Genomic DNA, 13,177 nt, shown 5'->3' on the forward strand with positions numbered 1-13,177 from the left:
AGCGGAGACCATCGCTTGTGGCTCTGTTGTCCCATCACAGGCGGTTGCGGATCAACATGGTGACGACGAAGAAGGCGCCGAGCGAGCTGGTGATGATGCCGATCGGCAGTTCCTGCGGCGCCAGCAGCGTGCGGGCCAGAAGATCGCTGGCTAAAAGCAGCACCGCGCCGAACAGCGCCGAGCTTGCGATGAGGCGCAGATGCAACGGACCGGCCAATGGCCGGCAGAGATGGGGGATCATCAGGCCGACGAAGCCGATGACGCCGGCGACCGACACGAGGATCGCGGTCGACAGGGCAGCGACGAGAAAGGTCGTGCGGCGCATGCGCGCCACTGGCACGCCGAGGCTTTCGGCGGCGTTCTCGCCGGCGAGGAAGGCATCGAACCGGCGGTGGTTCCACAGCCCATAGGCAAGGATGATGCCCGCGCCCAGCGCAGCCAAACCAATATTATCCCAGCGCGCCAGGCCGAGCCCGCCCATGGTCCAGAACAGCACCGAATGGGCGGCGCGCTGGTCGCCGGCGAAGACCAGATAATTGGTGAGCGCGGTGAACATGAAGGAGACGGCAAGCCCGGCAAGGATCAGCCGCTCGGGCCCCTGCCCCTTCACGCGCGAGACAAGCAACAGCACCACGGCCGCGGCCAGCATGCCGCCGGTGAAAGCGGCGACCGGCAAGGTCCAGATGCCGAAACTGTCGCCGAAGACGGTGATGACGGAGACGGCGCCGGCGGCCGCGCCCGACGAGAGGCCGAACAGGAACGGATCGGCGAGATCGTTGCGGGTCACCGTCTGCAGCAATACGCCGACGACACCCAGCCCGGCGCCGACCGCGATCGCCAGCAGCGTGCGCGGTAGCCGGAGGTCGACGACGATCTTGCCGACCGGGCCGGACACGGCGTGCGCGTCGAGACCGACCGCACGCGCCAGGGCGCCGATGACATCGGGCAGCGCGATCACCGTCGAGCCATAGGCGATCGACAGCAAAGCGAGCGCGGCAACCAGTGCCGCGCCCGCTATCATCACGAAAGGAAAGGACTTCGGCCGCAAGCTCAAAAGGCTTCCGGATGCATCGCTTTGGCGATCTTGCCGATTGCCTCGATGTTGGCGGGTCCGGGCGTCAGCTCGGCATAGCGCAGTGCTACAAAGCGCTCGTTCTTGACCGCGTCGGTCTCCTTCATCGCCGGATGCGCCTTCAGGAATTCGAGCAGCTTCCTGTAGCCGCCGCCATCCTGGTAATCGAGCAGGATGAGGAATTGCGGGTTGCGCGCCGCCACCGTCTCCCAATCCGTCGTGCCCCAGCTCGTCTCCATGTCCGCCATGACGTTGTCGCCGCCGGCAGCCGTGATCATGGCGTTCGGTATGGCGAATTTGCCGGCGGTGAACGGCTTGTCCTCGCCGGAATCATAGAGGAACACGCGTGTGCCCTTGGCGCTGCCGACCTTGGCGGTGATCGCAGCCAGTTGCGCCTTCCAGCCCGAAACAAGCTTGTCGGCCTCGGCTTCCTTACCAAAGATCTTGCCCAACTTTTCGACGTCGCCATAGAGCAGGTCCATCGAGGCTGCGGGATGGCTCTTGTCGAGATGGACGCAGCTCTCCGTCAGCACCAGCGTCTTGATGCCGTGCGGGGCGAGCGTGTCGGGCGTCACCTCGCCGCCCGGTTTCATGCCGTAGTACCAGCCGGCGAAGAAGAAATCGGGCTGGGCGGCGACCAGGTTTTCCAGCGTCGGATACTTTGGCGCCAGTTCGGGGATCGAGCCTTGATCGGCCTTGAATTCGGGGCCGACCTTGTACCAGCCGGTGATGCCGGTCAGGCCGACGATCGACGGCTGCAGCTTCAGCGCGAAGGCCATCTCGGCCATGTTGAGATCATGGATGACGGCGCGCTTCGGCGGCGCGTCGAAGGTCAGCTTCTTGCCGCAGCTGTCGACGGTGACCGGAAAGGCGAACGTCGCCGAGGTAAACAGCGACAGGGCAAAAGAGAGGGCGAGGCGTTTCACGAGGCATGGCTCCTTGGGTGCATGGAAAGTCGGTTCAGGATGGCGAGGAGGCGCGGTTGGGAACGTCGAAGACGGTGAGCTCGCGATCCTCGGTCGGGTGGCGCAGGCGGAAGACGTCGATGCCGAACACGTCGCGGATCAGCTTTTGCGTCAGCGCCTCGCGCGGCGGCGCCAGCGCATGTAGCCGGGCGTCGTTCATCACCGCGACCCGGGTGGCGAAGGGCGCCACCAGCGCGAGATCGTGCAGCACCGCAACCACGCTCATGCCGAAGCCGGCGACCAGTTCGAGCAGCTCGCCACGGGCGCGCGGATCGAGGTGGTTGGTCGGCTCGTCGAGGAACAGTATCTTTGGCTCCTGGGCGATGGCTCTAGCCAGTTGCGCGCGCTGGCGCTCGCCGCCGGAGAGCGAGCCGATGCTGCGGCCGAGCAGCGGCAGCAGGCCGGTCCTGCGCAGTGCGTCGACGACGATGTCGCGATCTTCGCGCAGGCGCCTCATGCCGGCATGCGGGACGCGGCCAAGCTCGACATAGTCGATCAAGGCGAGCCGCGGATCCGGCTGGTCGGTCTGGCCGACGACCGCCATGTTGAGCGCCCGCTCGGCCGGCGTGATCCGGTCGAGACGGCGCCCCGACAGGAGCATCTCGCCGGTGCTTGGCTGCAGCGCGCCGCACAGCATGCGCAAAAGCGTGGTCTTGCCGGCGCCGTTGGGACCGATGATGGCCAGGCGATCGCCTGCTGCGACCGACAGGCTTACGCCATCGACCAGGCGGCGGCCATTCGCCCTCGCGCTCACGTCGCGGGCTTCGAGCAGCATCATCGGCTCAGCCCCGGCCTCGAAGCGGGGATGCGAGCCAGTCCGGTGGAGTCGCGGCACAGCGTGCACACGATGATGCGATGGATGGAGGCTTCCAAAGTTCCGTCACTTTCCAAAATTGGCGACGGAAGGAAGCTGGGCCGATCGGACGACAGACCGATGGCTACGTCTCCTCCCGGCACACCCCGTCCGGTCAACTCATGCTGATGGCAGGTCTCCTGGCTCGCGGGTCTCGGCTTCATCCTGCCTTCCCAGCCTTGCCGGCCAGTGGCATTTGCGGATGTTGCTCGCCGCTTACAGTTGCGGGGGCAGCCACGGCCTCGACCCAAAAACGGTCTCACCGTGTTCCCTTTTCACCCCTCGCCTTTCGACTCGGGGACCATCATTTTTCCACCGTAGGTTTCCGAAGATCGCGCGGCAATGTTTTTTGATTGCGGGCATCGGTCGCCTTAGGTGGACAACATATGTAATAACATTACGTATCAAGCACTGCCCTGTGCTGTCAACACCGGCGGCCGACGTTCCCTCTTTCCCTCGATGCCCAGGCATATCGACAGGCCGGCGTCTTAGGGGGATGGCGCCAAAACATCGGAAAATTTTCAGAACCCGATCGGGATTTCACGGGCCGAAAAGGCGAATAAGCTCGTGCTGGTCAAGACGGGCGCTGGTTCTTGAGATCGCTCCTTGCAATCGCGCATCAAGCGCCCGGTTCTTCTCCAGCCAATGGGATCTTCGGCTAACGCGCCCTTGCCCGGCGCAGGCCGCACATCGGGTAAGGAGACAACATGACACTCTTGCACAACAGGCGCGGAAAGCATCGTCTCGTCGCCGCATCCTTGGCAGCACTTGCCTGCGCCGCCGCGATGGTCTGGTACGGTGCAAAGGGCGAGGCCGCGGCGGTCGAACCGAACGTGCCCGAAGCCAAGCTCGTCAGGGCCATGGCGGTGAAGCCTGCCCCGCAGGCCGATGAGCGCATCGCCATCGGCGAGATCCGGCCGCAGCGCGAAAGCGATCTCGGCTTCCGGCTGTCCGGCAAGCTCGTGCAGCGCACGGCTGAGGTCGGCCAGATGGTGAAGAAGGGCGACGTGCTCGCCCGCATCGAAGACCAAGACTATCGCAACCGCCTCGCCAGCGCCAGGGCCGACGTCGCGGCCGCCGAGGCCGTGCTGGTCGAAGCCAGTGCCGCCGAGGCCCGCATCGGAGCGCTTCTTGCCAAGGGCTTTGCGACACGGGCCACTTACGACGCAACGCTGAAGGGCCTGCGTTCGGCCGAGGCAAAGCTTGAATCGGCAAGGATCGGCTTCGAGATGGCCAGGGACCAGCTTGCCTATACCGAGCTGCATGCCGATTTCGATGGGGTGGTGACCGCGACCGGCGCCGAAGCGGGCCAGGTCGTCAATGCCGGCCAGATGGTGGCGCGCGTCGCCGACCCTGCCGCCCGCGACGCGGTCTTCTCGATCGCCGAAGCAGCCTTCTCGACCGGCGGGGATGCGAGGCGTCCCCTTGAAATCAAGGTCTCGCTGCTGAGCAATCCGGCGATCGCGACAATCGGCATCATTCGTGAAATCTCGCCGATGGCTGACGCCGCGACCCGCACCTTCCAGGTCAAGGTCGCGCTGCGCGACACCCCCGACGAAATGCGCTTCGGCAGCAGCGTCGCCGGCCGCGTCAACACGATGAGCGCCCCTGTCGTGGTGCTGCCGGGAAGCGCGCTGTTCGACAAGGATGGCAAGCCGGCCGTCTGGGTGGTGGCCGCGTCCTCGACCGTGGAACTCAAGCCGGTCGCCATTGCCCGCTACGAGACTGACCGCGTCGTCGTCAGCGATGGCCTTGCCGAGGGCGACATTGTCGTCACCGCCGGCGTCAACCGGCTGCGTGAACACGAAAAGGTTCGCCTCACCGAAGGAATAGCCAGATGAGTGCCTCGCAGACTCAAGTACTGATTGCCGGCGCCGGACCAACCGGACTGACGCTTGCGCTGTGGCTCACCCGCCTCGGCGTCCAGGTGCGTATTTTCGACAAGGATGCAGGCCCGGGCGAAACCTCGCGCGCGTTGGCTGTCCAGGCCCGCACGCTGGAGTTCCACCGCCAGATCGGCATCGTCGACGACGTGCTCGCCGCCGGCGTCAGGGTCGAGCGACTGACGGTGCGTACACCGGCTGGCATCGCCGCCAGGCTTCCGCTCAGCGACTTCGGCCGCGGTATCAGCCCGTATTCATTCGCTTTCGCGCTGCCGCAAGACATTCACGAACGCATCCTGATCACGCATCTCGAGCGTGCCGGCGTCAGGGTCGAGCGCAACACCGAACTGGTCGCCTTCGAGGACACGGGGGGCACGGTTGTCGCCACCTTGAACAAGCAAGGCGCGACCGAGACCGTCAATGCCGCCTATCTCGTCGGCTGCGATGGCGCCCGCAGCGCCGTGCGCCATGGGCTCGCCATCGGCTTTCCCGGCGGCACCTATGAGCAGTCCTTCTACGTCGCCGACGTCGATGGCAGCGGCGCGGTGACCCCTAACGGCATGGACACCACGGTCAGCGCCTATGGCTTCGCCATCGTCATGCCGGTCAGGCAATCCGGTTCGCTGCGGCTGATCGGCGTGGTGCCGAAGGCGCACGAGGCGGACGAGACGATCACCTTCGAGGCGATCCGCGCCGATGTCGAGCGCGACACCGGCATTGCGGTGGACAAGGTGAACTGGTTCTCGACCTACCGCGTGCATCACCGGGTCGCCGAGCGCTTCCGCATCGGCCGCGTGTTCCTTGCCGGCGACGCCGGCCACATCCACAGCCCGGCCGGCGGCCAGGGCATGAACACCGGCATGGGCGATGCGGTCAACCTCGCCTGGAAGCTGGCGGCGGTGCTGCAAGGCCGCGCCGACAAGCGTCTGCTGGACAGCTACGAGCCGGAGCGCATCGCCTTTGCCAGGCTGCTGATCGACAGCACCGACAGGGTCTTCCGCGTCGCCACCAGCCGCTCGCGGCTGGTCGGCCTGTTCCGCCGCTATCTAATGCCGAAGATCCTGCGCGTGGTTCTTGGGACGGCTGCCGGATCGCGTGCTTTTTTCGGCATGATCTCGCAGACCCGGATCCAGTATCGTGCCAGCGCGATCAGCAGCGGCAAGGCCGGCGCGATCCAGGGCGGCGACCGCCTGCCCTATGTCGCGTCCGGCAGCAGCGACAATTTCGAGCCGCTACGATCGCTCGACTGGCAGATCCATGTCTATGGCGAGGCGAATGCCGCGTTCCTGGAGATGCTCACCGCGACCGGTATTCCCCTCCACGTCTTTGCCTGGTCGGACAGGGCGAAAGCCGCGGGTCTCCAGTGCGACGGCGCCTATCTCGTCAGACCCGACGGCCACGTCGCGCTGGCCGCCGGCACGCAGGACCCGCAGGCGTTCGAGCGCTACATCGCCGCTCTGGCAATCAAGCCGCGGCGACAGGGTGCCAGCCGGTTGAGAAACCTGAGAATGCTGTCGGCCGCCTGAGGCCGGCATCTCGTCAACCCATCGTTTTTGAACAGCCGGCGGCGCGGAGGCGCTGCGGCTGAGGGAGCAGAGCCATGACCTCTTTCAACCTCTCCGACTGGGCCATCCGGCACCGCAGCTTCGTGCTTTATCTGATGGCGGTGGCAGCGCTTGCCGGGCTTTGGGCCTACTCCGCGCTGGGGCGGGAGGAGGATCCGCCCTTCACCATCAAGACCATGGTGATCAAGACGATGTGGCCCGGCGCCGACACCAACGACACGGTCGAGCAGGTCACCGACCGCATCGAGAAGAAGCTCGAGGAGCTTCCTAACCTCGACTACGTCAAGAGCTACACCAAGCCCGGCGAATCCGTGGTCTTCGTCAATCTGAAGGACACGGTCGGCGCCGCAGAGGTGCAGCCGCTCTGGTACCAGGTCCGCAAGAAGATGGACGACATCAAGTCGACCATGCCGTCCGGCGTCCAGGGCCCGTTCTACAATGACGAGTTCGGCGACACCTATTCGCTGATCTACGCGCTGAGTTCGGACGGCTTGAGCCACCGCCAGTTGAAGGATCTGGCGAGCGGCCTGCGCGCCGATTTCCTGCGCGTGCCCGATGTCGCCAAGGTCGACCTGGTCGGCCAGCAGGACGAGAAGATCTATCTGGAATTCTCGACGCAGAAGGTCGCAGCGCTTGGCCTCGATGTCGGCTCGCTGTCGCAGGCGCTGCAGGCGCAGAACGCGCTGACGCCGAGCGGCACGGTCGATGCCGGCCCCGAACGCATCGCAATCCGCGTCACCGGCGAGTTCACCTCCGAAGAGAGCCTGAAGGCGATCAATTTCTACGCCAATGGCCATTACTTCCGCCTGGGCGATGTCGCCGAGGTCAAGCGCAGCTATTCCGACCCAGCGCAGCCGCAATTCCGCTTCAACGGCGAGCCGGCGATCGGCATCGCGATCGCGATGACGTCGGGCGGTGACGCGCTGGCGCTTGGCGAGCACGTCAAGGACAAGGTCGCCGAGACGCAGCGTGAATTGCCGGCCGGCGTCGATCTGCGGCTGGTCGCGGATCAGTCGCATGTGGTCGAGGAATCCGTCGGCGAATTCACCAAGAGCCTCGGCGAAGCGATCGCCATCGTGCTCGCCGTTTCCTTCCTGGCGCTCGGCTGGCGGCCCGGCATCGTGGTGGCCGTCGCCATCCCGCTGGTGCTCGCCATCACCTTCGTCGCGATGCAGTATTTCGGCATTTCGCTGCAGCGCATCTCGCTCGGCGCGCTGATCATCGCGCTCGGGCTTTTGGTCGACGATGCCATGATCGCCGTCGAGATGATGATCTCGAAGATGGAGGAAGGGCACGACAAGATCACCGCCGCCACCTATGCCTACACGTCGACAGCCTTCCCGATGCTGACCGGAACGCTGGTCACCATCGCCGGCTTCGTGCCGGTCGGCTTTGCCCAGAGCGGCGCCGGCGAATATTGCTTCTCGCTGTTTGCGGTGGTCGGCATCGCGCTGGTCGTGTCGTGGGTGGTCGCGGTGTTGTTCACGCCGCTCACCGGCGTGGCGATCCTGCCCGAGCGCCTCAAGGGCCATGGTGGCCATGGCAGTTCGCGCTTCTCGCGCGGCTTCCGTGCCGTGCTCGACCTTTCGATGCGCATGAAGTGGGTGGTGCTGGGCGGCACGGCGGGACTGTTCGCGCTGTCGGTGCTTGCCATGGGCCTGGTGCCGCAGGAGTTCTTCCCGAAGTCGGACCGGCCGGAAGTGATGGTCGACCTGACGCTGCCGCGCACCGCTTCGCTGCAGGCGACGCAGGCGACCGTCGAGCGCGTCGAGACGCTGCTCAAGGCCGATCCGGACATCGACCATTGGAGCTTCTATGTCGGTCAGGGCGCGGTGCGCTTCTACCTGCCGCTCGACGCGCAGCTCGCCAACGACTTCTTCGCCCAGGCGGTGGTCGTCACCAAGGGCCATGCCGTCAGGCAGGCGGTCATCGAGCGGCTGGAGAAGGCGCTGTCGACCGGCTTCGACGACGTCATGAGCCGCGTCACGCCGCTCGAGCTCGGACCGCCGGTCGGCTGGCCGCTGAAATTCCGCGTCAGCGGACCCGACGCCGAACAGACCCGCGACATCGCGCAGCGCTTTGCGCAGGTGATCGGCGCCAATGCGAGCGTGCGCAACATCAACTACGACTGGAACGAGCCGGCCAAGGTCATCAAGGTCGAGGTCGACCAGGACCGGGCGCGTGCGCTTGGCATCTCCTCGCAGCAACTGTCCGACACCATCAACTCGGTGCTGTCCGGCTCCAGGATCGCGCAGATGCGCGATCGGACCTGGCTTGTCGATGTCGTGGCGCGGGCGATTCCCGAGGAACGGGCCAGCATCGACACGCTGCGCACGCTGACGGTCAGCGCCGCCGGCGGACAGCGGGTGCCGCTCGAACAGGTGGCGACGCTCACCTACCAGACCGAGCCGCCGCTGATCTGGCGCCGCGGCCGCCTGCCGACGGTCACCGTCCAGGCCGACGTGGTGCCCGGCGCGGATGCCACGGCGATTGTGACGCAGCTCGAGGGACCGATCGCCGCCTTCGAGGCCAGCCTGCCGGCCGGCTATGATGTCGCCCTTGGCGGCGTCATGGAGGACAGCGCCAAGGCGCAGGCCTCGATCTTCGTGGTGTTTCCGCTGATGCTGTTCATCATGATGACGGTGCTGATGGTGCAGCTGATGAGCATCCAGCGCCTCTTCCTAGTGCTGCTGACGGCACCGCTGGCGCTGATCGGCGTGGCCGGCGCCCTGCTGATCTCGGGCGCACCGATGGGCTTCGTCGCCATCCTCGGCGTGATGTCGCTGATCGGCATGGTGATCCGCAACTCGGTCATCCTGATCTCGCAGATCGACGAGCATATCGCCGGCGGCGAGGAGCCGTGGGCGGCGGTGATCAGCGCCACCGAGCACCGGCTGCGGCCGATCCTGCTCACGGCGGCCGCCGCCATCCTCGGCATGATCCCGATCGCGCCGACCGTGTTCTGGGGCCCGATGGCCTATGCGGTGATGGGCGGGCTGGTGGTGGCGACGGCGCTGACGCTGGTCTTCCTGCCGACGCTCTACGTCACCTGGTTCCGCATCAAGGCGCCGGCGCAAACCGTCGCCGCGGCCGAACCGGGCGAGGCCATCGCCGAACCGCAACAGCTGGCTGCCTGAGGCGGTCGGCATCCCGGCCTGCAACTTAACTGGAAGGAATTTGAAAAATGTCCCCTGCTTATGGAAATCTTCTCATCCGCATCAATGCCGGCTTCCTGATCCTCGCATCGGCGGGCGGCCTGGCCACCGACATCGCCGGCTCGTTCTTCGGGGTCGGCGCGGAGGCCACGCTGCTCGCCAATGCGCCAGGCACCGGCATCGGCTTCATCGAGGCGCACGGCCTGGCCCTGATCATCGGGGTGACGATGTGGCGGATCGCCTATTCGCGCAACTGGCATGCCGTGCTGGCAGCCGTCCATATGCTGCTCGGAACCGCGAACCTGTTGTTCTGGCAGTTCTTCATCGCCGCCGACGTGCTTGCCGTCGGCTACGCGACGACCGCGGCACATTTTCTCTTCGTGGTCGCCCACCTTGCGGCATTGGCGGGCGCTGCCCGGCTTGCCGCGTCATCCCGCTAGACGTCGAAACCAACAGGAGAGAGAACATGCCTATGAAATCCATCAAGAAATTCCGTTCGATCGCCACCGCGGCCGCAATCGGCCTCGCGGCCGTCGAGATCATCGGTAGCACGGTGCCGGCCCTGTCGCTGGTCGGCGCGGCCGAGGCCCGAGTCGGCCAGCCCTGGACGCCGCGAAGTGCTGCCGGCGTCGCGCGGCGCAACACCACATGGCGCGTGCTGAGGCACACCACGGCCTGGGTCGCCACGCTGCCCACCGGCTGCGTCCGCACCAAGGTCAACGGCTTTGCCGTCTGGCGTTGCGGCGGCACCTACTACCGGGCCTATCAGGGGCGCTATATCGTCGTGGTCGTCGATTGACCCGCCTGCTCGCCAAGCGCCCGCCGGATGCCGTCGGCCAGATGCGCGGCGTCGGCCGGGCTCTCAAACGGCATGGCCTTGGTCGCATAATCGATCGGCGAAAAATCGGGGTCGCTCTCGTTGATGAGGGCGGCTTGCCGGCGCGCTTCGTCCATCGCGCCGAGCTGGGCGTAGCAGGCGGCTAGCCGCGTCCTGATCCACGGCGTCGGCCGTGTCGCAAGCTCCAGCGCCTCGGCCGCCGGCTTGTAGTCGCCCATCATGTAAAGCGCCATCGAGCGGTCGAACTGATACCAGTGCGGGATCATCGGATCGATGCGGATGGAGCGCGCCAGCCAGCCCAGCGCCTCGAACGGGCGCCCGCGCATGGTCAGCACGAGGCCCATCTGCTCGATGCAGTCGGCATCGCAGGGATTGAGTTCGAGCGCGGTCCGCAAATGATGCTCGGCGGCGTCGTGCTCGCGCATGTAGAGGCGCACCAGCGACTGGATGCGATGGCCGGTCGCCTGGTCCGGCGACAGCGCCAGGCCCCTGGCGACGTGCTCGCGCGCCTGCACCAGGTCGGCATGGCTGGACTCTTCGAATTCACCCTTCAGCGCGCAGGTCAGGCCGACATAGATATGGGCGAGCCCATAGGCCGGATCCTTGGCGACCGCCGCCTCGAAGAAGGCTCTCGCGCCCTCGATGTCGGTCTGGGCGGGGTCGCGCACCAGGGCCACGCCGCGCAGCACCAGCTCATAGGCGGCAAGGCTGGTGACCGGTTTGCGCGACGCCTGCTGCAGGCCGGCATTGGTGACCCGCCTTGCCAGCCGCCCGACGATCTCCTCGACGATATCCTGCTGGATGGCGGAGAAGCCGCTGTCGGCGGCCTGGTAGCGGTCGCCCCAGAGCTGGCTGGCATTGGCCGCGTCGACAAGGTTGACGGCGGCCAGGATCTGGTCTCCCTGCCGGCGCACCGAGCCTTCGACCAGATAGTCGGCGCCGATGCGCGAGCGGATCTGCGGCCACTCTGAGCGCGCATAGGAGGCGAAGGAGAAGCTGGAATTGCGGGCCAGAACCGTGACCGTGCCGAAGCGCGCCAGGCCGTTGATGATATCCTCGGCAAAGCCGTCGACGATCGGATCGTCGGCCGGGTTGCCGCTCTCGTTGCGAAAGCGCAGCACCGCCACGATCGGCTGCGAACCGATCTCGGGCGCCGGCTCGACCTCGGCCGCCAGCATGTAGCCGCGCTTCGACACGGTGCGCACGAGGTCGTCGCCCAGCACCTTGCGGATCTCGCGGACCGACTGCGTCAGCGAATCCTCGGTGACGAAGACGCCCGGCCACACCGCATCCATGATCTCCGATTTGGGCACGACGCGACCCATGTGCCGGGCCAGCAGCGTCAGCACCGCATAGGCCTTCGGCCGCAGGAACGCCGGCCCGTCGGCATGGCGCAGCGTGCCCTTGCCGAGGTCGAGCGTGTAGCCGCCGAAGTGAAAGACCTGATCGGCCGTGGCGATCTCCACCGGGATCCTCCCTGATGGGGCGTATTGGACATGCGGGATGGAGGGGACGTCAAGGGGCGGGTGCGATGAGGCGGGGTGACAGTGCGTCGGCGGAGCGGCGTGGCACTACGTCGGCTGAGCACCAGAACCTTGACGGCGCAGGCATGCCAGTCTCTTGTCCCGACAGGCTCGGCCGGCAAAAGAGGTGCCACCATGGAAAAGATCATCCTGGATTGCGACCCTGGGCATGATGACGCGATTGCCATTCTGCTCGCGGCCGGCAACCCCAACATCGATCTTCTCGGCATCACCACGGTTTCGGGCAACCACAATGTCGAGAACACCACGCGCAATGCGCTTTCCGTCTGCACCGCCTATGGCATCAAGGTGCCGGTGGCGAAGGGCTCTCCCGGTCCGCTGATTGTCGATCAGGTGCTGGCCGTCGAGATCCACGGCGATACCGGGCTCGACGGCCCCGTGCTGCCGCCCGCCTCGTTCGAGGTCGACAAGCGGCATGCCGTCGACTTCATCATCGACACGGTCATGGCGCACGAGCCGAAGACGATCACGCTGGTGCCGGTCGGTCCCTACACCAACATCGCTTTAGCCATCCGCAAGGACCCGCGCATCGTCGAGCGGGTGAAGCGGGTCGTCGCCATGGGCGGAAGTTTTTCGCGAGGCAACATCACGCCCGCGGCGGAGTTCAACATCTACGCCGACCCGGAGGCCGCCGACGTGGTGTTCCGCGCCAAATGGGACGTCACCATGGTGGGGCTCGACCTCACCCACCAGGCGCAGGCCACCCCGGACCTGCAGGACAGGGTGCGCGCCGTCGGCGGCCCGATCGCCAGGTTCATCCTCGATATCTGGGCGTTCATCGCGACTACGCATGGCGGCCTGCTGCAGATCGAGTATCCCGCCGTCCATGACGCATGCTGCGTCGCGGCCATGATCGACCGGACCGTCTTCACCACCGAGAAGGCCGATATCCGCGTCGAGCTTGCCGGCCGCTGGACCAAGGGCATGACGGTCTGCAATTTCGAGAAGATGGCCGGCATGCGCCATTTCGGCGGCACGGCGAGCGAGCAGGTCGACTTCCGCCACACCGTGGCGATGAAGCTCGACCATCCGAAGTTCTGCGATCTGATTGTGGATGCGCTGGAAAGGTTGACGAAGGGCAAAGGGTGACCCCCTCTTCCGCATGACCTGACCGCGGAGGAACCCGGCCTATAGTTTTCCAAAAGACGCATGCGCCACGTCCGGAACCACGCATCGCCATCGGCGTCTGCCCCCGTGGCTATGGACGAATCCAATCATGCGCAATAAGGATGGGGATATGGTCTGCTGTGGCGCTTTCGTCGCCAAGGCAGGCGACGAAAACGTTTGTTCAATGACGCTGCG

General features: G+C 66.0%; 10 protein-coding genes and 1 riboswitch. Of the genes, 6 read left to right on the top strand and 4 right to left on the bottom strand.

What is annotated here, in order from left to right:
• Nucleotides 1-34: 34 nt before the first annotated feature.
• From DH08_RS12460 to DH08_RS12470, 3 genes are read right to left on the bottom strand one after another with little or no spacing between them, the layout of a single operon-like run.
• Nucleotides 35-1,021: a FecCD family ABC transporter permease gene (locus tag DH08_RS12460; protein WP_192179633.1), complete on the bottom strand. Its 987-nt coding sequence runs from the start codon at nt 1,019-1,021 to the stop codon at nt 35-37.
• Between the two features lie 29 nt (nt 1,022-1,050).
• A complete protein-coding gene (locus DH08_RS12465) occupies nt 1,051-1,998 on the bottom strand; it encodes an ABC transporter substrate-binding protein (protein ID WP_192179590.1) in 948 nt (315 codons plus the stop codon).
• A 34-nt stretch (nt 1,999-2,032) separates the two neighbouring features.
• Complete coding sequence (locus DH08_RS12470) at nt 2,033-2,815, bottom strand: ABC transporter ATP-binding protein (RefSeq protein WP_192179591.1); 783 nt, start codon at nt 2,813-2,815, stop codon at nt 2,033-2,035.
• 188 nt (nt 2,816-3,003) lie between these two features.
• Nucleotides 3,004-3,211, bottom strand: a riboswitch (cobalamin riboswitch).
• A gap of 386 nt (nt 3,212-3,597) precedes the next feature.
• Here DH08_RS12470 and DH08_RS12475 point away from each other — a divergent pair.
• The 5 genes from DH08_RS12475 to DH08_RS12495 all read left to right on the top strand — a co-directional run bounded on the left by DH08_RS12475 (nt 3,598) and on the right by DH08_RS12495 (nt 10,292).
• Nucleotides 3,598-4,731: an efflux RND transporter periplasmic adaptor subunit gene (locus tag DH08_RS12475; protein WP_192179592.1), complete on the top strand. Its 1,134-nt coding sequence runs from the start codon at nt 3,598-3,600 to the stop codon at nt 4,729-4,731.
• On the top strand, nt 4,728-6,299 hold the full coding sequence (locus DH08_RS12480) for an FAD-dependent monooxygenase (RefSeq protein WP_192179593.1): 1,572 nt from the start codon (nt 4,728-4,730) through the stop codon (nt 6,297-6,299). The genes DH08_RS12475 and DH08_RS12480 overlap by 4 nt, the downstream gene beginning before the upstream one ends.
• A 74-nt stretch (nt 6,300-6,373) precedes the next feature.
• Nucleotides 6,374-9,475 carry an efflux RND transporter permease subunit gene (locus DH08_RS12485; protein WP_192179594.1) on the top strand — a complete coding sequence of 1,034 codons (3,102 nt, stop codon included), beginning with the start codon at nt 6,374-6,376 and terminating at the stop codon, nt 9,473-9,475.
• Between the two features lie 47 nt (nt 9,476-9,522).
• Nucleotides 9,523-9,933, top strand: coding sequence for a hypothetical protein (locus DH08_RS12490; protein WP_192179595.1), 411 nt, complete (start codon nt 9,523-9,525; stop codon nt 9,931-9,933).
• A gap of 26 nt (nt 9,934-9,959) precedes the next feature.
• Complete coding sequence (locus DH08_RS12495; protein WP_246800795.1) at nt 9,960-10,292, top strand: hypothetical protein; 333 nt, start codon at nt 9,960-9,962, stop codon at nt 10,290-10,292.
• Here DH08_RS12495 and DH08_RS12500 read toward each other — a convergent pair.
• Complete coding sequence (locus DH08_RS12500; protein ID WP_192179596.1) at nt 10,268-11,797, bottom strand: winged helix-turn-helix domain-containing protein; 1,530 nt, start codon at nt 11,795-11,797, stop codon at nt 10,268-10,270. The two genes, DH08_RS12495 and DH08_RS12500, sit on opposite strands and share 25 nt — an antisense overlap.
• Nucleotides 11,798-11,989: 192 nt before the next feature.
• Here DH08_RS12500 and DH08_RS12505 point away from each other — a divergent pair, with 192 nt between their 5' ends.
• The gene (locus DH08_RS12505; RefSeq protein WP_192179597.1) at nt 11,990-12,964 is read left to right on the top strand and encodes a nucleoside hydrolase; all 975 of its coding nucleotides are present in this window, start codon (nt 11,990-11,992) and stop codon (nt 12,962-12,964) included.
• Nucleotides 12,965-13,177 lie beyond the last annotated feature (213 nt).

The sequence above is a fragment of the Mesorhizobium amorphae genome (assembly GCF_014843845.1).
Lineage (GTDB): Bacteria > Pseudomonadota > Alphaproteobacteria > Rhizobiales > Rhizobiaceae > Mesorhizobium > Mesorhizobium amorphae_A.